The sequence below is a fragment of the Shewanella sp. GD04112 genome (assembly GCF_029835735.1).
Classification (GTDB): Bacteria; Pseudomonadota; Gammaproteobacteria; order Enterobacterales; family Shewanellaceae; genus Shewanella.
The window spans coordinates 1,264,836-1,289,527 of sequence record NZ_JAOEAL010000001.1 but is presented as its reverse complement, the minus strand read 5'-3'; the positions used below and the strand labels follow the sequence as shown (position 1 = coordinate 1,289,527).

The window sequence follows — 24,692 nt, the reverse complement described above, 5'->3', positions numbered from 1 at the left end:
TTGGCGCGACTCACATCGGCCACCTTTGTTAGCAATGAAAAACGGTATCCTAAGATACCGTTTGTCCTTATTACTTACGTGCAACCAGTTTGTCGAGTAATCCATTAACAAACTTATGGCTTTCATCCGCACCGAAAGCTTTAGCCAGTTCAATCGCCTCGTTAATCGCGACTTTGAACGGCACATCTTTACGGAAAGTCAGCTCATAGGCCGCTAAGCGAACTATGGCCTTCTCCACTGGCGACACCTCATCAATGGGGCGGTCTAAGTGTGGAATGAACAACTCATCCAGTTGGGTTTTCTTAGTTGCTACGCCTGCAAATAGCTCACGAAAATAAGCTACATCAACACCGTCGAGGCTCTGTTCAGTTAAAAACTCGTACTCGACATCGGCAATATTATTCCCGCTTAGTTGCCATGAATAAATGGCTTGTACGGCTAAACGGCGGGCCTTGCGGCGCTCAGAAGGCTTCATTATTTTTCCTACTATTACAACTGTTGTTCTAGCTGTTGCAGAACATTGACCATTTCAAGCAAGCTTAGTGCAGCTTCGCCGCCCTTGTTACCTGCTTTAGTACCTGAACGCTCAATGGCTTGTTCAATGGTATCTGTCGTCAACACACCGAAGGCAACGGGCAGATCGAACTCTAATGCGATTTGAGCTAGACCTTTGTTACATTCACCTGCAACAAAATCAAAATGAGGGGTACCACCACGGATCACAGCACCAAGTGCGATGATACCGTCAAACTTACCACTTGCGGCAACACGACGTGCAGCCAGCGGTAACTCAACCGCACCAGGTACACGGACGACAGTGATGTTTTCATCACTGACTTGGCCAAAACGTTTCAGCGTGTCAAGTGCACCTTCAAGCAGGCTCTCAACTAAAAAGCTGTTAAAACGCGAAATTACAATCGCAACTTTGGCATTCTTCGCTTCGATATTACCTTGAACTACGTTCATTTTCTTACCTAATTTAGCTAAAGCACCCGGCTTGGGCGAAAAGTGGCGACATGATACCACAGTCAATCGCCCACAGCCCTATGCAAATTATACAAATGATTAATTTTACCTTAGTGCAACGTCTAACAAGCTCAGCCTGTTACTCCGCTACGTATTCAGTCACTTCAAGCCCAAAACCAGAGAGCGAGTGATAACGCTTAGGCGAACTCAAGAGGCGCATTTTGGTTACCCCAAGGCTGGCAAGGATTTGCGAGCCTACACCCACGCGGCGTGAAGTGCCTTGCCATTTTGCAGAGGCTGGCGCTTGACCTTGATCTTCCGCTTCAAAGGCTTTGACTTTAGAGAGGATTTCACAGGTATGCTCTTGATTGCCCAGCAGCACCAACACACCACCTTCGGCAGAAATACGCTCCATCGCTTTTTCAAGTGGCCAGCTACGCTGCTGATCGCGCTCTGAGTGGAGTAAATCGTTGAAGGTATTTTGTAAATGTACGCGCACTAAACAATCTGGCTTTACCTCGCCCTTCACTAAGGCAAAGTGCAGTTGATTGTCGATGGTATCCCTAAAGGTCACCATGTCAAACTCGCCAAAGCGGGTTGGCAGTTTACATTTGGCTTCGCGCACGACTGTGGTTTCTTTGGTGTTGCGGTATTCGATAAGCGCCGCAATAGTGCCGATTTTAATCCCATGTAATTCAGAGAAAATCTCTAGATCGGGGCGACGAGCCATAGTGCCATCTTCATTGAGGATCTCAACAATCACCCCCGATGACTCAAGCCCCGCTAAACGGGCTAAATCACAACCCGCTTCAGTGTGACCAGCGCGGGTTAACACGCCGCCGTCCTGCGCCATTAATGGGAAGATATGACCCGGCTGTACTAAATCCGATGCCTTGGCATCTTTTGCCACAGCCGCTTTAACAGTAACAGCACGGTCGTGGGCCGAAATCCCGGTGGTTACGCCTTCTGCTGCTTCAATCGATACCGTAAAGTTAGTCGAGAACTGCGCATTGTTATTAGTCACCATCAAGGGCAGGTTTAACTGCTGGCAACGGGCCTTAGTCATCGTTTGGCAAATGAGTCCACGACCGTATTTCGCCATAAAGTTAATCGCTTCAGGCGTGACCAGCTCGGCCGCCATAATCAGGTCGCCTTCGTTTTCTCTGTCTTCGTCATCCATCAAAATAACCATTTTACCTTGACGAATATCCTCGATGATCTCTTCTATACTGTGCAGCGCCATTGTAGGACCTTTATGATTTTACAGTTGTTATGAAATTCTATACCTAAGTGAGCTAAGTGCCAGTGCCCTAACGCACAAAGCCAGCACGGGCTAACATTTCCATGGTCACCCCACCGCCTTGGGTTTCTTTAGTATCAAAGCGCATCAAACGCTCTAAATAGCGGGCGATTAAATCCACTTCAATATTCACCTTATCGCCAGCTTTCAAATCCACCAACGTGGTTTCACCCGCAGTATGGGGCACTATGGTTAAACGAAAACGGTGTCCATCGACCTCGTTTACCGTGAGGCTCACACCATCGATGGTGATAGAACCTTTATGGGCGATATAGCGCGCCAGCTCCGCAGGTGCCGCTAACCAAAATTCGATTGCTTGACCACGAGCAAGACGCTGCTCTACGGTGGCAATACCATCCACATGGCCGCTGACCATATGCCCGCCGAGGCGAGTTGTCGGGGTAACGGCTTTTTCAAGATTAACCTTAGTGCCCACTTTATAGTTAGCAAAGCCTGTGAGACTGACAGTTTCAGCCGACACATCCGCCACATAGCCGTCGGCTAATTGCTGAACCACAGTCAAACACACACCATTGGTGGCGATACTGTCGCCTAAACGCACATCGCTTAAATCCAGTTTGCCACTGGCGACCGTCAAACGAATATCATCGCCTTTACGTTCAAGCTTTCGCAGCGTGCCTACGGCCTCAATAATCCCAGTAAACATGGTTAACTCACTTATTCGCTAAAGATGGATTGGACGTGAGCCGCAAGGTGAAACGCATATCCGCGCCCACTTTACGCTCATCGACCAGTTTGAGGGTCGGAATATCGGCCATCATTTGATAATCGGGTAATTCGAGTAGATTACGTCCTTGTGCGCCAAGGATTTTGATCGCTTGATACAGCACTAATTCATCGGCTAATCCCGCGCCGATAAAGGCGCCAGCTAAGGTCGCGCCCGCTTCGATAAGCACCTGATTGCAGCTTTTGCCTAAATAGCTTAAGAGTACGGGCAGCGAGATTCGACCATCAATCGCTGGTAATTGAAGACACGTCACATGGGCCGGCAACTGCGCCACAAAGGCTGGCGAGTAAGGCTCTGTTGAGACTAATAAAATCGGCGATTCAATAGCAAGCAAGGCTGCCGTAATCGGCATGCGGCAGCGACTATCTAAAATCACCCGCAGCGGTTGTAAAATTTGCGCTTCACTCAATTGCGAACTAAGACTGCCAAGCTCTGAATAACGCACATTGAGCGAAGGGTCATCGGCTATCACAGTGTCAATCCCTGTCACTAGCGCGCAGGCGCGTAAACGTAAACGCTGCACATCGCGGCGAGCTTCGGGGCCTGTAATCCATTTAGACACCCCGTTTGATAACGCGGTTTTACCATCGAGACTCGCGGCAAGCTTTACCGTCACCCAAGGTAGACCCGACTCCATGCGCTTCATAAAACCAAGATTTAAAGCGTAAGCTTCGTCGCGGTGCAAGCCAACATCCACTTGAATGCCCGCATCGCGCAGCATTTGAATACCGCGGCCACCGACTTGCGGATTGGGATCTTCAACCGCCACCACGACTCGTTTTACACCAATATTGATCAGCGCCAAGGCACAGGGCGGTGTGCGGCCATAATGGCTGCAAGGTTCTAAGGTGACATAGGCGGTCGCGCCACGGGCAAACTCGCCAGCCATCCGCAGTGCATGCACCTCGGCGTGGGGCTCGCCAGCTTTTTGATGATAACCTTCACCAACAATCTGGTTATCTTTTACGATAACGCAGCCCACACTAGGATTGGGGCGAGTGGTATAAAATCCTTTGCGAGCCAGTTGTATGGCTCGGCTCATCATCTGGTTATCGAGTTCTGACCAATTCATATAAACCCTATGAAATCTTGAGGAAGCGTGCCCGAATGCGGCGCATAACGAGGCGCTAACCTAAGCACTAACCTAAGATAACCCACGTTACTTTTGCAGTTTCGCAATCGCCTCACCAAATTCGGAGACATCTTCAAAGGCGCGATAAACCGAGGCAAAACGAATATAGGCAACCTTGTCTAGGCTCATTAACTGTTCCATCATCAAGTTACCTATCATCTCAGATGGCACTTCGCGCTCGCCAGTAGCCCGCAGCGTTGACTTGATTTTACTTAAGGCCTGCTCGATTTCATCCATGGACACGGGGCGCTTTTCGACCGCGCGTAACATACCTGCTTGCAGCTTTTCTTCATCGAAGGGTTGGCGCGTACCATCGCGTTTAATCACCCGTGGCATGACTAATTCTGCCCCTTCGAAGGTAGTAAATCTTTCGTGGCATTCGGTGCATTCTCGGCGACGACGCACTTGATGGCCTTCCGCCACTAATCGGGAATCGATCACTTTAGTATCTGTCGCGCTGCAAAATGGACAATGCATTGAGCCTCCTGCCGTGAATGGGATAAAGCCTATGGCTTTCGCTGTATCTTGCTTAAACCGAGCGGGTTTAAGTCTAAGATTTTAGCAATAAAAATGGCCGCTTAATGCGGCCATGGGATTTTATCCTATTTATCGGCTGAGGTTAACCACCTAAGAGTGACACCCTAAGCAGTTGTGAACTCAGCCGCCTTATCAGGATAAGTTAACGAATTAACCGTAAACAGGGAAACGGGCACACAGAGCCAATACTTGGCCTTTTACGCGCTCGATGACCGCTGGATTGTGGGCATCGTCGAGGATGTCACAGATCCAACCGGTTAACTCTTTCGCTTCAGCTTCTTTAAAGCCACGGCGAGTGATCGCAGGCGTACCGATACGCACACCAGAGGTCACGAAAGGTGAACGAGGATCGTTTGGCACAGAGTTTTTGTTTACTGTGATGTTCGCACTACCTAAAGCGGCATCGGCTTCTTTACCCGTCAGGTCGCGACCGATTAAGTCCACCAGCATTAAGTGGTTGTCAGTACCGCCAGACACGATCTTGTAACCGCGCTCTAAGAACACTTCAACCATGGCTTTAGCGTTCTTAACCACTTGTTGTTGGTAAGCTTTGAACTCTGGCTCTAAAGCTTCTTTGAAGGCTACCGCTTTACCGGCGATAACGTGCATCAAAGGACCGCCTTGACCGCCAGGGAATACCGCAGAGTTCAGCTTTTTATATAGCTCTTCATCATCGGCAGCAGACAGAATGATACCGCCACGAGGACCGGCTAAGGTCTTGTGAGTGGTTGACGTCACAACGTGCGCGTGTGGCACTGGGTTTGGATACACACCAGCGGCGATAAGACCCGCAACGTGCGCCATGTCGACAAACAGGTAAGCACCGATTTTGTCTGCGATTTCGCGCATTCTTGCCCAGTCAACGATGCCTGAGTAAGCAGAGAAACCACCGATCATCATCTTAGGCTTATGTTCAACCGCCAGACGTTCCATTTCGTCGTAGTCGATTTTGCCTGATTCATCGATGCCGTAAGGAATGATGTTGTACAGTCTACCGGAGAAGTTTACAGGTGAACCGTGGGTCAAGTGACCACCGTGAGCGAGGTTCATACCTAAAACGGTATCGCCTGGTTTTAACAATGCCATGTAAACGGCGCTGTTTGCTTGAGAACCTGAGTGAGGTTGTACGTTTGCGTAGGTCGCACCAAACAGTTGTTTTGCACGCTCAATCGCTAAGGTTTCAACTACGTCCACATATTCACAACCACCGTAGTAACGCTTGCCAGGATAACCTTCGGCGTACTTGTTGGTTAATTGTGAACCTTGCGCTTGCATCACGCGTGGACTGGTGTAGTTTTCAGAAGCAATCAGCTCAATATGCTCTTCTTGACGCAGAGTTTCGTTCTGAATTGCGTTGAACAGTTCCGGATCATAATCTGCGATATTCATATCTTTTTTCAGCATTGCTTACTCCAGCTGCCAATTCTTGTAGGTAGGGTTGCGCGGTATTCTACTCGTAACTAGCCGACAATCCCAGTCTCTGAAACATGAAAATCCTACAGTTTTACCTTGAACTCGCCTCAATGCCGAGTTGAGTTCGGCGCACAATCGAGTAGAATTAGCCGCATCATTAGTCACTTATAGATGCAGAAAAATGGCTCAGTTTGTTTACAGCATGCTGCGGGTGGGCAAGGTTGTTCCTCCTAAGAAGCAGATCCTTAAAGACATTTCCTTAAGCTTTTTCCCCGGCGCTAAGATCGGTGTGTTAGGTCTTAACGGTTCAGGTAAATCCACCCTACTGCGCATCATGGCCGGTATCGATACCGAGATTGAGGGTGAAGCGCGCCCAATGCCAGGGCTGAAGATTGGTTACCTGCCGCAAGAACCGAAACTCGATCCGACGCAAACCGTGCGTGAAGCGATTGAAGAAGCGGTTTCTGAAGCCAAAAATGCCCTCAAACGCTTAGACGAAGTCTATGCGGCTTACGCCGATCCCGATGCGGACTTTGACGCGCTTGCCAAAGAGCAAGGCGAACTCGAAGCCATCATTCAAGCGCAGGACGCCCATAATCTGGACAACATCCTTGAGCGTGCGGCGAATGCGCTGCGTCTGCCGGATTGGGATGAAAAGATCGAAGTCTTATCGGGTGGTGAGCGCCGCCGTGTGGCGATTTGTCGTCTGCTGCTGGAAAAGCCAGAGATGCTGCTGCTCGACGAGCCAACCAACCACTTGGATGCCGAATCAGTAGCTTGGCTCGAACACTTCCTGCAGGAATACTCGGGCACCGTTGTGGCGATTACCCACGACCGTTACTTCCTCGACAACGCTGCTGGCTGGATTTTAGAACTTGACCGTGGTGAGGGTATCCCATGGGAAGGCAACTACTCTTCATGGCTTGAGCAAAAAGATGCTCGCTTGAAGCAGGAATCTGCCGCTGAAAGCGCCCGCCAAAAGACCATCGCGAAAGAATTAGAATGGGTTCGCCAAGGCGCGAAAGGACGTCAGTCTAAGGGCAAAGCCCGTATGGCGCGCTTCGAAGAGCTGAACACCTCTGATTACCAAAAACGTAACGAAACCAACGAGCTGTTTATTCCGCCAGGACCACGTTTAGGTGACAAAGTGATTGAGGTTAACAACTTAACCAAATCCTACGGTGACCGCGTGCTGATCGACAACCTGTCGTTCTCCATTCCTAAGGGCGCTATCGTCGGTATTATCGGTGCTAACGGCGCGGGTAAATCGACCCTGTTCCGCATGCTGTCAGGCAGCGAGCAGCCAGATAGCGGCACAATCGAGTTAGGTGAAACCGTACAACTGGCATCGGTTGAACAGTTCCGCGACTCAATGAATGACAAGAACACCATTTGGCAAGAAATTTCCGGTGGTCAAGACATCATGCGCATCAACAACATGGAAATCCCAAGCCGCGCCTATGTGGGCCGCTTCAACTTCCGTGGTGCGGATCAGCAAAAGGTTATCGGCACCCTGTCGGGCGGTGAGCGCAACCGTGTTCACTTAGCTAAGCTGCTGCAGGCGGGCGGTAACGTACTGCTCCTCGACGAACCCACCAACGACTTAGACGTTGAAACCCTGCGCGCACTGGAAGAAGCCATCCTCGAATTCCCTGGTTGTGCTATGGTGATCTCGCATGACCGTTGGTTCTTAGACCGTATCGCGACCCACATTCTGGACTACCGCGACGAAGGCCAAGTGAACTTCTACGAAGGTAACTACACCGAATACTCTGCGTGGTTGAAGAACACCTATGGTGCCGATGTGGTTGAGCCACACCGCTTAAAATACAAGCGTATGACCAAGTAAGCGCAATCGTTTATAGGTACATAAAAAGCCCCGCAATTGCGGGGCTTTCTTTTAATGCACAAAAGTTAAGCCTACTAATCCTGCTCCTGAATCGCTTTAACATCACCATCGCGGTCAATCACATCGACCTGAAAGTAACGCACGCGCACGGTCGCTGGTTTTTCTTGCCCCGTCTGCGTCAACTCACTCTCCAGTAGTCGCACAAAGCTGGCATCTGGTTTTTTAATTCCGCCAACGGTGACCCGCACTATCCATTGACTGGCCTCTTCCTCAATCCCAACTTTAATCAACCGCATATTGGGGAATTTGAGTAGTTGCTCGCTCACAATGCGAGTCACTTTGCTCTCATACAATTGCCTTGCCACCACATTATGCAGATTCACGCTGAGGGCAATGACTAAAATAACCAGCAGGATCAATGTGATGAAGTTACGTTTCAATAACTCCCACAGTGAGCTTTTTTGCCAAAAATAAAATCCGTGGAAACCGTTCAACCACAGCACCACGGAGGACACAAATTGGATGGCGACTATGTTGGTAAACGTCAGCAAGAAGGCGCCTCGGGCGAGTTCAAAATTCCCATGACCTAGCAATATCGCCGAGGCACACAGGGGTGGGACTAATGCGGTAGCAATCGCCACCCCCACAAAGGAAGTACTTAAGCGCGGCGAAATGGTCGCATAGGCACCTGCCGCACCGCCCGCAAACGCGACCATTAAATCGAGAAAATTTGGCGCCGTTCTCGCCATGATCTCCGGCGTGATAGGAATATCGGAATGCAGAAAGCCAATTAAAAAGGCGGTGAAATAAACCAGAATACTCCCCACGATTAAACTCTTAATGGCATGGCGAACTAAGAGTTTTTCCCCTTCGACCAGCCCTAATGCCAGGCCTAAAATGGGGGAAAACAGCATAGCAACAATCATGGCACCAATGACCACGGCGGCGCTGTTGGCCAAGAGTCCATAGCTGGCGATGATAGCCGCTAGGGTGTTCATCGCCAAAAAGGGCACATCGAGCTGGGCATTGACGCGAATATTCGCGCGGGTAATTTCTTTGTGATCTTTAATATCTTCGCTCATATCGTCTGCTCAGCAAGGGAGGATGGGACCTAAGTTGCACATTTAAAACAAAAATATCCCAACCAATATAGCTGAACAGAAAATAGCCGCAATGGGGTTTAAGCGTCCGGCGCAAAATATAAATCGAAGGGAGGAGTTAAGGCTGAATGACGTTTCGAAGCGACTTTATCTTGGAGCTGAGTCGTGCAAGATCACGCCCTTAAATTGTCCCGTTAAAATGCTCCACTAACATATCCATCATTACCCTTAATGCGGGCTGCATATGCTTGCGGGATTGATACACCCCATACACGCCTAGGGACTGAGGTTTAAATTCCCGCAGCAATGGCACTAATGCCCCCGAATCGAGGTGCGGTTTTGCCGCCCACAGTGGCTGCATGGCAATTCCCTCCCCCGCCAAGGTGGCATTTAACACCACCATAGAGTCATTGGCACTTAGGTTGCCCTTCACCGGAATATTGAATATCTGCCCGGCTTCCTGCGTTGGCGTCGCCCTCGCGGTGGCATGCGTTTGAGTAAATCGCCACATCACATCGCCAAAGTAGGAGTAGGTCAGGCAGTTATGCCGAGTTAAATCCTCGGGATGCGTGATGGCCGAATGGCTGGCAAGATAACTCGGTGCAGCGCACACCACAGACTCACACTCGCCTAAACGTCTTGCGATAAGCGTAGGGTCGAGTTCGTTGGTGATTCGAATGGCAAGATCGATTCGTTCAGCAACTAAATCAACGGTTTGACTCGACACATGAAAGTTCACACTCGCCTGCGGGTATTGGGCCAAATATGAACGCACGACGGTGGGAAGGAGTAAATGCGCCATAAATTGCGAGCAGCTGATCCGCAGTAGCCCTCGGGGCTGGGCACTCTGAGCATGACTGACGGCGGGCACTTCCTGCGCCAGCTCAAGCAAACGCTGACAATAATCGAGCACTTGCTCCCCCGCACTGGTCAAGCTCAAACGTCTCGTCGAGCGGTGCAATAAACGGGCGCCCGACCATTCCTCCATCTCAGCCAAATAACGGGTCACCATGGAGCGCGACATATCTAACGCCTCGGCGGCGCCAATCATGCTCCCCCGCTCGACAATAGTCACAAACACCTTTGCCGCTTCGAGTCTATCCATGGTTATTCTCCCTTGTGGATTAGCTTGCACTAGATATTCGGCTTTTAACGCCAATTCATCCGAATTATGCAACAAACAAGCGCAATTTTCCGTGTTTATCTAACGTTTTTTGCAACCTAAACTAAGCTCACTTTTGCAGCAGTGCAAATCACCGAATCCAATTTGAATGAATAAGTGAGAACTGAAATGACACTATTGAATAACCTCAGCTTGGTCAGCTTCAAACCCCAATTCGCCGCGGCAATGCTGGTGGCGGGGATGGCTACGACGCAGGCCGCACCTTTGCAAGTGAGCCATTTTAATCCGGGCGAAAACAGCATCTTTGCCGTATCTTCCAGCTTTATCAGTGGCGAGCATGAAATGATGCTGGTCGATGCTCAGTTCCAAAAAAATGATGCCCAGACCTTAGTAGATACCATTAAGGCCAGCGGTAAAAAACTTACCTTGGTGTATATCAGCCACAGCGATCCAGACTTTTACTTTGGATTGGATGTGATTAAGCAAAACTTTCCCGAGGTAGAAATCGTCGCCACCCAAACCACGGTCGATGATATTAAAGCCTCGATGGAGGGCAAGCTCGCCTACTGGGGACCAATTTTAAAGGACAATGCGCCGAGCCAATTAGTGCTGCCAAAGGTCGTGACAACCAATAGCTTTAGTATTGACGGTGAACAAGTGCTGATTGAAGGTCTAGAGGATACTCACCCTAAGCACACCTTCCTGTGGGTACCTTCGGCGAAGACCATCACTGGCGGCGTTGAAGTGTTTGATAACACGCATGTTTGGATAGCTGATACCCAGAGTATCGAGTCTCGCCAGGCTTGGTTAGCCCATTTGGATAAAATGAGCGCCCTCTCCCCCGAAACGGTGATCCCAGGCCATTATCTTGGCAAAGCGAGATTTGATCAGCGCGCGATTAGCTTTACCCGCGACTATATTCACGCCTTTGAAAATGCGGCTAAAACAGCAAAAAATTCTGCGGACTTAATCGCCAAGATGCTCGCACTCTACCCACAAATCCCCAGCGATGTGGGCCTTGAGATCAGCGCTAAAGTGATTATGGGTGAAATGCGCTGGCCCATGTAAGCGCATCGGGGCATGGTACTCCTTGCCCCATTCATTCTGATGTAAGCCTCGGTTAGCACTCAAGCAAAAGCCAAAGTTCAGTTCAGCTCGTTTTATAGGAAGTACCCATGAATACCACTGAAAATCCACCAGCCGTTTTACATGCCATTATCGACCCTCTGTGCGGTTGGTGTTATGCGGCCGCACCGCTGTTTGATGCCGCAGCCGCTGCCGGATTTAGCATCAAACTCCACGCGGGCGGCATGCTCACAGGCCCAAGACGCAAACAGATTGATAATCAATGGCGCGACTATGTAATGCCCCATGATCAACGTATTGCCGCGCTAACCGGACAAGCCTTTGGTGAAAATTACTACGAAGGCCTATTGCGTGACACGAGTATCCTATTGGATTCGGCGCCGCCCATCAGGGCGTTACTCGCTGTGGCCGCCTTAGGAGGCGATGATTTAGCCTACTTACATGCGGTGCAACTCGCCCATTATCGCGATGGCAAGTGCGCGAGCGATGAAAATAACCTGCATCTTTTAGCGGAAAAATTGGGGATAGATGGCGCCGCCTTCGCCCGAGAATACGCCGCAAATGAAGAGGCCCTTTATCAACATATCGTCGCTTCGCGGGCATTAATGAATCAGCTCGGCGCCCAAGGGTTTCCCTCTGTGGCGCTAGAGACCGATGAAGGCCACTTAAAGCTTCTCAATCACAGCCGCTTTTACGGTCAACCCTCAAAGTGGCTTGAATATCTGAATAAGCAGCTATCCTGATCGGCAGCTTTCTTATCAAGTTGGTGATTGAAAGCATACGCCTTAGGAAGTTTGCTACCTAAGGCGTAATATATTAGCCCTGAGTACAAAGCGATTTTCTAAGTCTTTTTAAATACTTATAAAATCGGTTAACCTTGGTTTTCAGGAGCAAGCTCGGCTTGCTTGGCCTCTTCGAGGGTGAAACTCTCCGTCTTTTTCACACATTCCAGCACCGTCTTAACATAGAGCGCTATCGGCTTATCCTGTGGTAAACGGGGTAATTTTGTTCCGGGTAAAGACAGTTGATACTGCTCGACTTTAGATTCAAACCAGGAGAAACGCATCAATTTAAATCCTTGATTCGTTTCTAAATAGCATTTGTAATCCTGTCGCTTCTCTTTTTCTGTCGCCATTGCAGGCCATTGAAGCCCCCACAACAGCAACAGACAAACGGCACCATATTTCATCATCAAGCTATCACTCATATTGATTTATTAAGGCTTTGCATCATTGATCTACGTAGTAGTAAATCTTGTTTGCCTTAGGACCACTGCCAATACACTTAGGATTACCACTCTCACAAGTCGCCTCCTCGGGCACCGCCTTACCAATCCCAATCAAAAACATATCTGGAGTGGGAGCCTTAGCATTGGGGTCATCGGACTGCGCAGCCGGGGGGATGACCAATTGCGGCGTATCCAAAACCAGTTCACCGGCATACAAGAAATCGGTTCTGTAGCCATTTGTGCCTTTGTGTAAGTTCTTTTTATAGAGGTAGCCCTTACCCGAACTCAAACATTGGTTCACCGAAGCATCACTGCCTGGCACAAAACTAGTGAAATACACCTCGCCCTGTACTATGGTCGCAGAGGATAGACTCTTTTCACCTTTGCGAGAGAAGTTATAGTACCAGCCTCGCTTTTGACCAAAGGCGATTTCGCTGGCTTTATCGTTTGGCGCCGCCGTAGTCACATCGTATAAGTCGCTTAAGGTTAAGGCGCTTGGCACTGGCTTTTGATTAGGTTTACCTTGGAATGACTGAGTCACTATGTTCCTATCTTGCAAGGCAAAAAACATATCCGAACGGGACGCATCACTAGGCTTCGCCCTGTGACCGCTGCCTACAACCACGGCATCGTAGGGAATATTCTGCTTAGTCACTGTCTTGGTCGATTTTCCGTTCACCACCTGAGTCAACTCGAAGGTATTGGTGACCATGGTCTGCGCAACCGTCGGTCCCGAGAAGAATCGCCTATCCCCAGCCACCGAACTCCTATCCCCTAATGCGGCAAATTTAAATCCCGACCAAGTCGAGGTATTTGCCGTAGGCATGTCCATTCGCCACACATTCCCTTGGGTGTCTGTGGCATAGATCCTATCCGTTCTACCATCGCCATTACCGTCTAACACGGCAACGCTGCTCGGAATACTGTTCGCAATACCCAGCAGTTGGGTATTTGCGCCACTGCCACCAAATTGATGAATTAATGCGCCCGTTTCGGCATCGACAATAAACACGCCTCGACCTTGGCTATCGTCACTGCCAATCTCAGCGCCATCCTTGGTCGCAGGAGTATATCCCGCACCGAAGATGAGCACGGGTTTATCCCCAGTGGCACTCGGAATCGTGGTAACGACAGGCGTCGACCAGGATTGACCTAACTCGCCCATTCCCGGAGAACTAGCATCAATCCTCCACATAAAAGAAGGATTATCGGGGGAGGTGATATCGAGGGCATAATAAGCATTTCCCCCACGGCGCATCCCCACAAACACCCACGCTTTTTCAATACGTTTGCCCTGCATTTTGGTGTAAGCGACTGGCGAGCCATCGATACCGTATACCGAGTGCACGCCCGTTGGCGCGTTCGCCTTCAGATCGCGAAGATTTGGCAGCAGCTCATAGGGGATAAAACCCCAAGTCTCAGACACGCTATCGCCTTCATCCTTGAACATATGCAAGAACCCATGGTTAGTCCCCACGATAATCCGAATATCGGGCTGGTCTTCAGAGCCAAAATTGAGTGCCAAGGGTTTGGAATGTAAAGCATCCCCCATAATATCGGCGCGCCAATTGGGGGTTGCGCCACTCGCGGCACTAGCGGCACTGAGGTCCTGATTCTTATCGTTATCGACATCGATGCCCTTGGCCCAATCAAAATGCTCGCTAAGCTCAGTTTCATCGACCCCCATATACAAGGCCAAACGTGCATCGCCCCCCGCTTTGCGAGAAGCGTTCGACAGGGTAAACGGGCTTAATCCCGAGCCTAAATTACTGTACAAGGTGCGATTACTCGCCTGCTGCATTGCACCTAGCACGCCCCCCCGCTTCACATCATTACCATCACCACTCGCACCACACTCTTCGGCCGAGGTCCAATAGGAGCAGGCCTCGGCTCTGATGTTGCCATCTTCGCCTATCGCATTGTTGCCTTTGCTATCGACAACATCACCATCACTGGTGACTTTGAACTTCTTGATATTGCCTAACCATCTCGGCCCTTTGTTCGGCAAAAACATAGAGTAATAAGCGGAATCAAAGGTTTGCGTTCGGTTAAAGTTATTACTTGCCACCGAGGGAGAGGTAAAGCTGGCATTTTTTTCGAGGATATTGTTCAGGGCCGTTTGTAATGAAGAACGTAATTTACTGGCATCGGTCGCATCGAAATACTTACCTCCGCCATTTTCGGCGGTCTGCTTCAGCAAATGTTCGGCACTAGCGGCACCTTCACTAAAGCCGATGGTAAAGGTTCTAACGGTTTGTTTACCCGCAGAATTAGGATTGACGTCTTCGTTTCTCATCCAACCCGAAAGCGCACTGAGGTAACTGACGGGGCTTGAGGTATGTTTTCCCACACCTTTGGTTAACTGCTCCACCAAACCATCGGCCGCGTTATCCAACGTGGGTTCACCATCGGTGATATAGATGATATAGGCGTCGTTTTGGCAAGGTTTGAAGGGCGAGTTATAGTTATTTGTAAACTTTACTAATGCTTCGGGATCGGTAAAAGGGTTGACGTTTGCTTCGTAAGTCCCTTGATAGCGCCCCCAGCGGTCGTAATAATGGTAATTGCTGTCGTCGTCACCAAAATACTGACTCTGCCCGCCGAAATAGCGGTACGCCTCATAGAGGGTTTCGCATAAGGGGGTATTTTGAGCATAGTTAATGCCATTAACCCCTTTAAGCAGATCAATTTTAGCGGCAGCGGACATGGGCTTAATCCCAGAGATAATCCGTCCACCATCACGCTGGCCATCATAGGGGCCATTCATATTAAAAATCGCTAGGCCAAAATCCACACCCGGCGTGGTTAGAATCACACTTTCAATCGCATCTTTAGCCAAGGCCAGTCGTGTTTTATTGACCCTAGTTTTAGGCCCATGCAGCCAGTTTAAGTAATCTTCGGTATAGACGGTAACCACTTTACCTGTACCAAACGCGGTTTTTTCAGCTTTGGCCTTAGCCGCAGACTTTGCACTGTCTGATGAGCTAGTACTGGCCTTAGTGTAACGAACCGGTTTGCTCGCCGTCCCTAGACTATCCACGGGTAAACCTTGAGCTTCACCTACTGCGTTACCGAACTTGTTTTCCTGAATATCCTCAAAACAATCGACAGCGGAAATGGAACTGCCATTAAGCTCTGAAAACTCTCTCCAAGACCCCGAGCTTCCCGAAAAACCATATTCCCTAAAAAAACCCGTAAAGGTGCCGTAACGATTGAGATATTCCCATGAGCTTTCACAGCCATTAAGCGCCCCTTTGAACTTACGTTTTTCCCGCCCTGAATTAGGGTTGGGCGCAGCCGCGTTTTCCGATGAGCCTCGGCTATAGAATAAATTACCCGATTGGGCATAGTTTACTGCGCGCTTATTCTCATAGGGCGCCTCGACATCATAGGCGAGACTGCTCATGCTGCCCGAGTTATCGAAAATAATCAGCACCTGCGGACGTGAGCCATTACGGGCGGACGCTTCGAAAACATAAAGCTCAGTATCATCGGCGTGAGTCGGCGCCATAAATAAGCTGGCCGCACTCACAATTAAACTCGACAGAATAAGAGAAATAACGGACGTTAACGTATGGCGAACGTTTTGAGGTCGAGTGTTAAGGGATATCAGTGAAGAAGCACGAGCAATAGAGGATGCCAACCGATTATGTGGCTGGCATTTAAATAAAAACGGAATCATACGGTATGCATATCTGTTATTTAGATAAAAATAAAAACACTTTCACCTAGGATTTAATAATTTAAATCGCACGATTTAAAATAGAAAAGCAAAAATTACCGAATGATGCACAGTAAAATCATACCATTAGGTGATACTCGTGACTTTTACCACTATCAACACTTATTTGGCAACAAATAAACAAAAATATTTAAACTTCAACACAAACATCCACATATCAGTGTTAATAAAACATTGTTACTTAACCAGCAAAATGAAATAACCCGATATGAACAGATTTAAAAATAACCGTATACAGCCCGATTAAAATAACGATATAAATTTAAATAGAATACTTATTTAAATGGTTTGATAAAAATAAATTCACTCTCATTTTAAACACAGCATTCAATATAAACTCTCAAGTTATGTATGAGATAAGCATGACTTTCAATCGCTTGCCCATGAACAGCTCCCCTCTTGATGACTCTTGCCGCATTCGATTATTAACATTATGCTAACCAGCCCTAAATAGGTGACGTAAAACGATAATAAGGAACATCGAATGCGCATACTCTCCGAATCAGGCCTACTCCATGCCAACAGCCCATCACGGGATGTGTATTCGTCCGTGTCACCTAAAAAGCGCAGCAATATCGCTGCTCGGGGAGTTTTATTCTCACTGCTCAGTTTATTTGCTGTTGCCAGTTACAGTGCACAACCAATCCTTACGGAATCGTCCGTCACCGATGGCCCCTATGTGTTTCTCGACCAAGGAAAAGAAAACACTGCCTACTGGATCTGCCAGAGTGAGTTAAAACAAACTCCTATCGCAAACAATCAATTGGCTCGCCCCAATGATTGCGGCAACTTGCCACAGCCTTTACGCCATGACGCAGCACCTCAGGTTGAAGCCGATACTTATACCCATGCGGGTAAAATTGTGGCCTTAAGCGATGTGCATGGCCAATTTGACGTGATGATTAATTTGCTTAAAGCCCACAAGATTATTGATGAAAATAATCATTGGGCCTTTGGTGATGGCCATATGGTGATGACAGGCGATATGTTCGACCGCGGTCACCAAGTCAACGAAGTTCTGTGGTTTTTATATGAGTTAGATAAGGAGGCGCAAGCCGCCGGCGGTCGATTACATTTACTTATGGGTAACCACGAGCAAATGGTGTTTCGCGGCGACTTACGCTATATCAATGAGCGTTACAAAACCTCAGCCGAATTGCTTAATCGCAGCTATGATGCGCTCTACAATAAAGACACCGAAATTGGCCGTTGGCTTCGCAGTAAAAACACGCTGGTGAAGATCAACAATCTGCTATTTATGCACGGTGGAATAAGCCCAGAATGGGTCGAGCGTAAACTCAATATCAGCGATGCCAACCAGTTATTTCGCCAACATTTGGACGATAAAAAAGAAGAGCTAAAACAAAACGATCTGCTGAACTTCCTGTTTTTCACTAACGGCCCGACTTGGTACCGTGGTTACTTTAAAGACGCACTTAGCGAAAAAGATATTGACCAAATCCTTAACTACTTTAAGGTTGACCATATCATAGTCGGACACACCTCGCAGGAACGGGTTCTTGGGCTTTACCATAATAAAATCATTGCGATAGATAGCAGCATAAAGAATGGTCAATCTGGCGAGCTATTGCTGATAGACAAAGATAAACTTACCCGCGGCCTCTATCAGGGTGAGCAAGTACAACTTTAAGCCATGGGTAAACATTAAAGGATTAAGGGCTTATGGCATTTCCCCATAAGCCCTATTTTTTCGAGGCGATGATTCGACTAAATATCAATTTCTCGCTGTAGTTATAGATAGTGATCACCATAGCTATTGCCATAGCTATTGCCATAGTTATTGTCATAGTCATCGCCACTTCAATTGTCATAGCTCTCACCATAATAACAACCACACAAAATTCCCACTCAAGGTTCAAACAGCCCCTATACTCAGCAAAGTGACGCTTTATTTTAAGGGACAAGTATGAACCTCAAGTCGCTAATCAAGATTAGCCTTGTATTGCAGCTCTTAGGATTATCTACGCCGTGTATGGCGGGACGAGAGTTAACACTGGTCGCGACTAACTACCCTCCCTTTTATACCAATGAGTTACCCGACCAAGGCGGCGTTGCGCTTGTGGTCAAAGAAGCCTTTAAACGTCGCGGCTACAATGCCAGTGTCAAATTCTATCCCTTCGCACGGGCAGCCTTGCTTGTTAAAACCGGCCAAGCCGATGGCATTATTGGCCTTTGGTACCGTAAAGAACGTGAGCAATGGGCACACTATTCCGAGCCCATCCAGGCAGTCCAAATTGTGTTCTATAAACGCAAGGATAATCCGTTAAGTTTTAGTCAATTAACTGAACTAAAGCCCTTCACCATAGGCATTGGTCGTGGCTATGCCAATCCGCCCGAGATAGCTGGTGCAGGACTCACGACAGAGGAAGGTAATTCAGATGAGATGAATCTTAAGAAATTATTTCTAAAACGCATCGACTTAGTCTTAATAGGTCACAACCTTGCTGAGTATTTAATCAAACAACATGGCGATGAATATACCGATGCCTTCGAGCAGGTTGGCGATCCTATCGCGACTGAAGTATTTCATTTAGGGGTTTCCTTGGCCGTTAGCGATCAAACAACCTTAGTAGCAGAGTTTAACAAAGGCCTTGAATCAATGAAGAAAGATGGCCGTTTAGCCGCGATTTTAAGCCGATTCCCCCAACTTCTATCCACTTCAGATCCGATAGAAAAAATACGAACACAAGCACATCCTTAGCCCGATAACTAGGCTATTTTAGCCACGCCCACACAGCTAGAAAATATTGTTGGCCGTCTTTTCGACAAAAACACAATTTCTTTCACTTTCGTGCGCTTAACTTTACAAAGTTTTACTCACCTGATGACGGTTATTCACTAGAATAGCGCCATTAGTGCGATCGCCTCTTAACCGTCTTTGTGCGAGATAATTATTCCAATGAAAAAAACCATAATAGCCATTGCCTTAATTGCTGCGGTTGCCACCGCTGTGAGTTTTAGTGATGTACTGCAGGCGGCCAAACCCGAAAGCGCGCCCCATTTAATGCGCACTGTACCTGTGGTCACAGGAGAAGTGGTTGAACATCCACTGGCACAATCGATTTCACTCATAGGTAAACTCGCCGCCGATCGCGCCGTGGTTATCGCGCCGCAAGTCACAGGCAAAATTAAGCAAATCGCCGTGACATCGAATCAGGCGGTCAAAAAAGGCCAACTGCTTATCGAACTCGATGATATGAAAGCCCAGGCCGCAGTAGCCGAGGCCAATGCCTTTTTAAATGATGAAACCCGTAAACTCAGGGAATTTGAAAAACTCATCAGCCGCAACGCCATCACCCAAACCGAAATCGATGCGCAAAAGGCCAGCGTCGATATCGCCAGAGCCCGACTCGCCTCGGCGCAGGCGGATTTACATTACCATTCACTAATCGCCCCCTTTGCTGGCAAAACCGGCCTGATTAACTTCAGTGAAGGTAAAATGGTGAGTATTGGCACTGAGCTGATGACCTTGGATGATTTATCCAGCATGCGACTCGACCTACAGGTGCCCGAACATTTTCTGTCACAGCTCAGCATTGGCATGCCCGTCTCGGCGACCAGCCGCGCCTGGCCGGGGGAAACCTTTATCGGCAAAGTAGTCGCCATCGATCCCCGCGTCAATGAAGAAACCTTAAACTTGAAGATCCGCGTGCAATTTGAAAACGCGAAAAACCGTTTAAAGCCCGGCATGATGATGTCATCGACCATCACCTTCCCACCGATTTCCGCCCCGATTGTGCCTGTGCAAGCCTTAGAATACTCAGGCACTAAGCGCTACGTTTATGTGGTGGGCGAGGACCATATCGCCCATCGCACCGAAGTAATTTTAGGTGCCCGCGTGGGTGACCAAGTGCTTATCGATTCGGGCCTTAAGATTGGCGACAAAGTGGTAGTGCAAGGGCTAGTGAACATGCGCGATGGCTTAAAGATCAATGAAGTGGTGCTCGAAGCCAAGAACGATGCTAACCGTCCAGAAGCCAAGTCAGACGTCAACACCGCGGAGACGAAATAATGTGGCTGTCCGATGTATCCGTTAAGCGCCCCGTCGTCGCGATCGTATTAAGCTTATTGCTGTGCGTCTTTGGTTTAGTGTCCTTCACTAAACTGTCGGTACGGGAAATGCCCGATGTCGAAAGCCCAGTTGTGACCGTCAGTACCAGCTACTCCGGTGCTTCGGCCGCGATTATGGAGAGCCAGATCACTAAGACCCTTGAGGATGAACTCACGGGGATCAGCGGCATAGATGAAATCACCTCAACCACCCGTAATGGCAGCTCGCGGATCACAGTGAAATTTCTCCTCGGTTGGAACTTAACCGAAGGCGTGAGTGATGTGCGTGACGCCGTGGCCCGCGCCCAGCGCCGCCTGCCTGAAGATGCCAACGATCCTGTTGTCTCTAAGGACAATGGCTCAGGCGAGCCGTCCGTCTATGTCAACTTAAGCTCCAGCGTGATGGACAGAACTCAGCTGACCGATTACGCCCAGCGCGTATTAGAAGACAGATTTAGCCTCATCAGCGGCGTGAGTTCCATCAGCATCTCGGGCGGTCTGTACAAGGTGATGTACGTCAAGCTCAGACCCGAGCAAATGGCGGGACGCAATGTCACAGTCACCGACATTATTAACGCACTGCGTAAAGAAAACGTCGAAACCCCGGGCGGTCAAGTACGTAACGATACCACTGTGATGTCGGTGCGCACCAAGAGACTCTATTACACCCCGAAGGATTTTGACTATTTAGTGGTACGCACCGCCAGCGATGGCACGCCTATTTATCTTAAGGATGTGGCGGATGTGGCCGTTGGCGCCCAGAACGAAAACTCCACCTTTAAGAGCGATGGTATCGTTAACTTAAGCTTAGGCGTCATCACTCAGTCCGATGCGAACCCTTTGATTGTGGCGCAGGAAGTCCATAAAGAAGTCGATAGAATTCAAGACTTTCTCCCCGAAGGCACAAGCCTAGTGGTGGACTTTGACTCGACCGTCTTTATCGACCGCTCAATTAACGAGGTATACAACACCCTCTATGTCACTGGCGCCCTCGTAGTATTAGTGCTGTATATCTTTATCGGCCAAGCCAGAGCGACCCTTATCCCAGCGGTGACAGTACCCGTGTCGCTGATCTCGGCCTTTATTGCCGCCAATATGTTTGGCTACTCGATTAACCTCTTGACGCTGATGGCATTAATTCTCGCCATCGGTCTTGTCGTCGACGATGCCATCGTCGTGGTAGAGAACATCTTCCACCATATTGAGCGCGGCGAAGAGCCACTACTCGCCGCTTACAAAGGCACGCGGGAAGTAGGCTTTGCGGTTGTGGCCACCACCGCCGTGTTAGTCATGGTGTTCCTGCCGATTTCCTTTATGGAGGGCATGGTCGGTTTACTCTTTACCGAGTTCTCCGTAATGCTGGCAGTATCCGTGCTGTTTTCTTCACTTATCGCCCTGACGCTGACGCCAGTATTGAGTAGCAAACTGCTTAAAGCCAATGTTAAACCGAACCGTTTCAACCGTTTCGTCGACAGTGGTTTTGCCCGCATGGAAAAGGTTTACCGTGTTGGCGTGACTCAGGCGATCCGTTTTAAATGGTTGGCGCCACTGGTGATCCTCGCCTGCGTTGGCGGCAGCGCCTGGTTAATGCAGCAAGTGCCCTCACAGTTGGCCCCGCAGGAAGACCGCGGCGTACTGTTCGCCTTCGTAAAAGGTGCCGAAGGCACCAGCTATAACCGTATGACGGCAAACATGGACATAGTTGAAGACCGACTGATGCCCCTGCTCGGCCAAGGCGTGTTACGTTCTTTTAGCGTGCAAGCCCCCGCCTTCGGTGGCCGCGCTGGCGATCAAACTGGCTTTGTGATCATGCAGTTAGAGGATTGGGAGCATCGCCATGTCACGGCGCAGCAAGCCCTTGGCATTATCAGCAACGCCTTAAAAGACATTCCCGACGTGATGGTTCGCCCTATGATGCCAGGCTTTAGGGGTCAATCGAGTGAGCCAGTACAATTCGTGCTCGGCGGCTCAGATTATGCTGAGCTGTTTAAATGGGCACAGGTATTAAAAGAAGAAGCCAACGCCAGCCCTATGATGGAAGGCGCGGATTTAGACTATGCCGAAACCACGCCAGAGCTTATCGTTACCGTCGATAAAGAACGGGCGGCAGAGCTTGGGATCAGCGTAGATGAAGTCTCACAAACCTTAGAAGTGATGCTCGGCGGTCGTAAAGAAACCACCTATGTCGACCGAGGCGAAGAGTACGATGTGTATCTGCGCGGCGATGAAAACAGCTTTAACAACGTCGGCGATTTGAGCCAAATCTATATGCGCTCGGCCAAGGGTGAATTAGTGACGCTCGATACCCTAACCCATATCGAAGAAGTCGCATCGGCACAAAAACTTAGCCATACCAATAAGCAAAAATCGATCACCCTTAAGGCCAACATCAGTAAAGGCTACACCTTGGGCGAAGCCTTAAAGTTTTTGGATAATAAGGCCATTGAGTTATTACCTAAGGATATTTCCATCGGTTATACCGGCGAATCTAAGGACTTTAAAGAAAACCAGAGCAGCATCTTAATCGTGTTCGGTTTAGCGCTCCTAGTGGCTTATCTGGTACTGGCGGCGCAATTTGAAAGCTTTATCAACCCCTTAGTGGTGATGTTTACCGTGCCTATGGGGGTATTTGGTGGTTTCCTCGGCCTGTTGGTCACCAGTCAAGGCATTAACATCTATAGCCAGATTGGGATGATCATGTTGATTGGTATGGTGACTAAAAACGGCATCTTAATCGTCGAGTTTGCCAACCAATTGCGTGACCGTGGTTTAGCCCTAGATAAAGCCATTATCGACGCCTCGACTCGTCGCTTACGCCCCATTCTGATGACAGCCTTCACCACCTTGGTAGGTGCAGTGCCGCTGATCTTCTCATCGGGAGCGGGCTCTGAGAGTCGGATTGCCGTGGGTACTGTGGTGTTCTTCGGCATGGCCTTCGCCACCTTTGTGACCCTATTTGTGATCCCAGCCATGTACCGCTTAATCTCGGCCGCAACCCATTCACCGGGTTATGTTGAGGCAAAACTCGAAGCGGCCATTAAGGCTCAAGAATTAGCAGCTCAAGAATTAGCAGCGCAAGAGGCGGCCAAACAACAGGAACACACTGCTAAAGCCTAGCACGAGACAGTAAAGCGAAACGGCATAAGGTTTGTTAAAACCATAAAGCCAAGGGAATCACCCTTGGCTTTTTATTTACGCTCGAGACGACTTCCCTCTTAGCACTGTCCTGCCTGCCAAACCCGCATATCCAAGCCCAACACATAGCAGTGCAGCTAAGGTAATAACGCCCCCAAGATGGCTTACCATGCCCGCACCGCCTAAACCTAGCCCCAACAGAATGTAATAAAACAGTCCAAACAGTGCACCCGCGGAACCTGCATAAGCGCGGTAGTTTGCCAGCGCCGAGCTCAGGATATTAGGAATCGCGATCCCATAAGCAATCACAATCAACAGCATGGGTAGTAAGAAATAAACATTATTCAAGCCAATATTAGTCGATTGGAACAGCCAAATACCGAGTCCTCCGAATAGTGCCATAAGGCTTGCTAACCGCACTAATAGCGCACAGGAATAGCCTCTACCCAGCAATAGTTTATTAAAATAACTGCCAAGGAATGCGCCAAAGCCCAATAACAACCCACTGGCACCGAAGGCAAGCGTCGACAATCCTCGCGCCTCAAACATAAATGGTGCCAGCGAAAAGTAGCTAAACCACATCAAGTTAAATGAGGCCACCAGCAGAGTATTTTTAATTATCCCAATGTCGGTAAGCATCTTGATAGCTAATTCAACTATCGCGATTTTTTGAGTGTGTTCAGGCTTGGTTTCGGGCAAAGATTTTACCGACAAAAACAACAACACAATGGCAGAAACCATCAGGGCGACAAATACCCCTTGATATCCCCAATAAGCACTGAGGATGCTCCCCAATAGCAATCCGATAATGGGACTAATCCCAAGAGACATGCCCATCACCGAAAAGACTTTCGCGAGTTCCTCCCCGTTGTAACTGTCACGCATCATGGTTTGAGTGATGACAGAACCCACTGCTGCACCAAAGGCCGATAATACCCGAGCGAACAACAACAGGGTAAAGTCGCTAATCATCAACGCGCATGCGGAACCAATGGCATAACAGAGTAAGCCCGCAAGCATGGCATTGCGGCGACCAATGATGTCGGCTAAACGACCCCAGCAAAATACGCCTACAGCAAAAGCGATAAAGTACACAGATAAAGTCTGCGAGGCGCTGGTAACAGACACCGCAAAATTTTCTGCAATATTAGGCAACGCAGGGCTATAGATGGTTTCCATAATTTGCGGAAACATCATCAAGAGTACGCACAGCCAGAGTGGTGGTTTTATTTTCATGATTTTTATCTACGTTTTAGCTTTCA

At 48.9% G+C, this 24,692-nt stretch carries 19 protein-coding genes; 7 read left to right on the top strand and 12 right to left on the bottom strand.

Features of this window, described 5'->3' with window-relative positions; translation table 11 throughout:
* Window positions 1-70 precede the first annotated feature (70 nt).
* The 7 genes from nusB to glyA form a co-directional block, all read right to left on the bottom strand.
* On the bottom strand, window positions 71-475 hold the full coding sequence (gene nusB / locus N7386_RS05650; RefSeq protein WP_279767381.1) for a transcription antitermination factor NusB: 405 nt from the start codon (window positions 473-475) through the stop codon (window positions 71-73).
* Window positions 476-489: 14 nt separating this feature from the next.
* Window positions 490-966: a 6,7-dimethyl-8-ribityllumazine synthase gene (gene ribE, locus N7386_RS05645; protein WP_011073313.1), complete on the bottom strand. Its 477-nt coding sequence runs from the start codon at window positions 964-966 to the stop codon at window positions 490-492.
* Window positions 967-1,105: 139 nt separating this feature from the next.
* Window positions 1,106-2,209, bottom strand: a complete 1,104-nt coding sequence (ribBA, locus tag N7386_RS05640; RefSeq protein WP_279767380.1) for a bifunctional 3,4-dihydroxy-2-butanone-4-phosphate synthase/GTP cyclohydrolase II — start codon at window positions 2,207-2,209, stop codon at window positions 1,106-1,108.
* A 67-nt stretch (window positions 2,210-2,276) separates the two neighbouring features.
* A complete protein-coding gene (locus N7386_RS05635) occupies window positions 2,277-2,933 on the bottom strand; it encodes a riboflavin synthase (RefSeq protein ID WP_011621887.1) in 657 nt (218 codons plus the stop codon).
* A 7-nt stretch (window positions 2,934-2,940) separates the two neighbouring features.
* Entirely contained in the window at window positions 2,941-4,086 is a 1,146-nt protein-coding gene (gene ribD, locus N7386_RS05630) for a bifunctional diaminohydroxyphosphoribosylaminopyrimidine deaminase/5-amino-6-(5-phosphoribosylamino)uracil reductase RibD (RefSeq protein WP_279767377.1), read from the bottom strand.
* A gap of 87 nt (window positions 4,087-4,173) precedes the next feature.
* On the bottom strand, window positions 4,174-4,623 hold the full coding sequence (gene nrdR, locus N7386_RS05625) for a transcriptional regulator NrdR (RefSeq protein ID WP_011073317.1): 450 nt from the start codon (window positions 4,621-4,623) through the stop codon (window positions 4,174-4,176).
* A 210-nt stretch (window positions 4,624-4,833) separates the two neighbouring features.
* The gene (gene glyA, locus N7386_RS05620) at window positions 4,834-6,087 is read right to left on the bottom strand and encodes a serine hydroxymethyltransferase (protein ID WP_011625551.1); all 1,254 of its coding nucleotides are present in this window, start codon (window positions 6,085-6,087) and stop codon (window positions 4,834-4,836) included.
* Window positions 6,088-6,277: 190 nt separating this feature from the next.
* Between glyA and ettA the strand changes: the two genes are divergently transcribed.
* Window positions 6,278-7,945, top strand: coding sequence for an energy-dependent translational throttle protein EttA (ettA, locus tag N7386_RS05615; RefSeq protein ID WP_088210825.1), 1,668 nt, complete (start codon window positions 6,278-6,280; stop codon window positions 7,943-7,945).
* 74 nt (window positions 7,946-8,019) lie between these two features.
* On the opposite strand, the gene N7386_RS05610 is transcribed toward ettA, so the two are convergent.
* Together N7386_RS05610 and N7386_RS05605 are read right to left on the bottom strand one after the other, a co-directional pair.
* A complete protein-coding gene (locus N7386_RS05610; protein ID WP_088210826.1) occupies window positions 8,020-9,027 on the bottom strand; it encodes a TIGR00341 family protein in 1,008 nt (335 codons plus the stop codon).
* Between the two features lie 199 nt (window positions 9,028-9,226).
* A complete protein-coding gene (locus N7386_RS05605) occupies window positions 9,227-10,150 on the bottom strand; it encodes a LysR family transcriptional regulator (protein ID WP_279767374.1) in 924 nt (307 codons plus the stop codon).
* A 186-nt stretch (window positions 10,151-10,336) separates the two neighbouring features.
* Here N7386_RS05605 and N7386_RS05600 point away from each other — a divergent pair, with 186 nt between their 5' ends.
* Window positions 10,337-11,236 (top strand): MBL fold metallo-hydrolase, encoded by a 900-nt coding sequence (locus tag N7386_RS05600; RefSeq protein ID WP_279767372.1) that lies wholly within the window; start codon window positions 10,337-10,339, stop codon window positions 11,234-11,236.
* Between the two features lie 107 nt (window positions 11,237-11,343).
* A complete protein-coding gene (locus tag N7386_RS05595; RefSeq protein WP_279767370.1) occupies window positions 11,344-11,997 on the top strand; it encodes a DsbA family protein in 654 nt (217 codons plus the stop codon).
* Between the two features lie 128 nt (window positions 11,998-12,125).
* Here the strand turns inward: N7386_RS05595 and N7386_RS05590 are convergent, their stop codons facing one another.
* Both N7386_RS05590 and N7386_RS05585 read right to left on the bottom strand, forming a co-directional pair.
* Entirely contained in the window at window positions 12,126-12,446 is a 321-nt protein-coding gene (locus tag N7386_RS05590; protein WP_279767368.1) for a TapY2 family type IVa secretion system protein, read from the bottom strand.
* A 37-nt stretch (window positions 12,447-12,483) separates the two neighbouring features.
* Window positions 12,484-16,164: a PilC/PilY family type IV pilus protein gene (locus N7386_RS05585; protein ID WP_279767366.1), complete on the bottom strand. Its 3,681-nt coding sequence runs from the start codon at window positions 16,162-16,164 to the stop codon at window positions 12,484-12,486.
* 544 nt (window positions 16,165-16,708) lie between these two features.
* On the opposite strand from N7386_RS05585, the gene N7386_RS05580 reads away from it, so the two are divergent.
* The 4 genes from N7386_RS05580 to N7386_RS05565 all read left to right on the top strand — a co-directional run bounded on the left by N7386_RS05580 (window position 16,709) and on the right by N7386_RS05565 (window position 23,412).
* Window positions 16,709-17,875 (top strand): metallophosphoesterase, encoded by a 1,167-nt coding sequence (locus N7386_RS05580; RefSeq protein WP_279767364.1) that lies wholly within the window; start codon window positions 16,709-16,711, stop codon window positions 17,873-17,875.
* Window positions 17,876-18,151: 276 nt separating this feature from the next.
* Entirely contained in the window at window positions 18,152-18,946 is a 795-nt protein-coding gene (locus N7386_RS05575) for a transporter substrate-binding domain-containing protein (RefSeq protein WP_279767361.1), read from the top strand.
* Between the two features lie 198 nt (window positions 18,947-19,144).
* Window positions 19,145-20,257, top strand: a complete 1,113-nt coding sequence (locus N7386_RS05570; protein WP_279767359.1) for an efflux RND transporter periplasmic adaptor subunit — start codon at window positions 19,145-19,147, stop codon at window positions 20,255-20,257.
* Entirely contained in the window at window positions 20,257-23,412 is a 3,156-nt protein-coding gene (locus tag N7386_RS05565) for a multidrug efflux RND transporter permease subunit (protein WP_011716189.1), read from the top strand. The genes N7386_RS05570 and N7386_RS05565 overlap by 1 nt, the downstream gene beginning before the upstream one ends.
* A 75-nt stretch (window positions 23,413-23,487) precedes the next feature.
* On the opposite strand, the gene N7386_RS05560 is transcribed toward N7386_RS05565, so the two are convergent.
* Window positions 23,488-24,666 (bottom strand): multidrug effflux MFS transporter, encoded by a 1,179-nt coding sequence (locus tag N7386_RS05560; protein ID WP_011716188.1) that lies wholly within the window; start codon window positions 24,664-24,666, stop codon window positions 23,488-23,490.
* Window positions 24,667-24,692: the final 26 nt, after the last annotated feature.

Coding starts and splice junctions, on each gene's coding strand:
- N7386_RS05605 (WP_279767374.1), bottom strand. CDS start 10,150: ATGGATAGACTCGAAGCGGCAAAGGTGTTTGTGACTATTGTCGAGCGG.
- N7386_RS05610 (WP_088210826.1), bottom strand. CDS start 9,027: ATGAGCGAAGATATTAAAGATCACAAAGAAATTACCCGCGCGAATATT.
- N7386_RS05580 (WP_279767364.1), top strand. CDS start 16,709: ATGCGCATACTCTCCGAATCAGGCCTACTCCATGCCAACAGCCCATCA.
- glyA (WP_011625551.1), bottom strand. CDS start 6,087: ATGCTGAAAAAAGATATGAATATCGCAGATTATGATCCGGAACTGTTC.
- N7386_RS05585 (WP_279767366.1), bottom strand. CDS start 16,164: ATGATTCCGTTTTTATTTAAATGCCAGCCACATAATCGGTTGGCATCC.
- ettA (WP_088210825.1), top strand. CDS start 6,278: ATGGCTCAGTTTGTTTACAGCATGCTGCGGGTGGGCAAGGTTGTTCCT.
- N7386_RS05575 (WP_279767361.1), top strand. CDS start 18,152: ATGAACCTCAAGTCGCTAATCAAGATTAGCCTTGTATTGCAGCTCTTA.
- N7386_RS05560 (WP_011716188.1), bottom strand. CDS start 24,666: ATGAAAATAAAACCACCACTCTGGCTGTGCGTACTCTTGATGATGTTT.
- N7386_RS05570 (WP_279767359.1), top strand. CDS start 19,145: ATGAAAAAAACCATAATAGCCATTGCCTTAATTGCTGCGGTTGCCACC.
- nrdR (WP_011073317.1), bottom strand. CDS start 4,623: ATGCATTGTCCATTTTGCAGCGCGACAGATACTAAAGTGATCGATTCC.
- N7386_RS05565 (WP_011716189.1), top strand. CDS start 20,257: ATGTGGCTGTCCGATGTATCCGTTAAGCGCCCCGTCGTCGCGATCGTA.
- ribBA (WP_279767380.1), bottom strand. CDS start 2,209: ATGGCGCTGCACAGTATAGAAGAGATCATCGAGGATATTCGTCAAGGT.
- N7386_RS05590 (WP_279767368.1), bottom strand. CDS start 12,446: ATGATGAAATATGGTGCCGTTTGTCTGTTGCTGTTGTGGGGGCTTCAA.
- ribE (WP_011073313.1), bottom strand. CDS start 966: ATGAACGTAGTTCAAGGTAATATCGAAGCGAAGAATGCCAAAGTTGCG.
- ribD (WP_279767377.1), bottom strand. CDS start 4,086: ATGAATTGGTCAGAACTCGATAACCAGATGATGAGCCGAGCCATACAA.
- nusB (WP_279767381.1), bottom strand. CDS start 475: ATGAAGCCTTCTGAGCGCCGCAAGGCCCGCCGTTTAGCCGTACAAGCC.
- N7386_RS05600 (WP_279767372.1), top strand. CDS start 10,337: ATGACACTATTGAATAACCTCAGCTTGGTCAGCTTCAAACCCCAATTC.
- N7386_RS05595 (WP_279767370.1), top strand. CDS start 11,344: ATGAATACCACTGAAAATCCACCAGCCGTTTTACATGCCATTATCGAC.
- N7386_RS05635 (WP_011621887.1), bottom strand. CDS start 2,933: ATGTTTACTGGGATTATTGAGGCCGTAGGCACGCTGCGAAAGCTTGAA.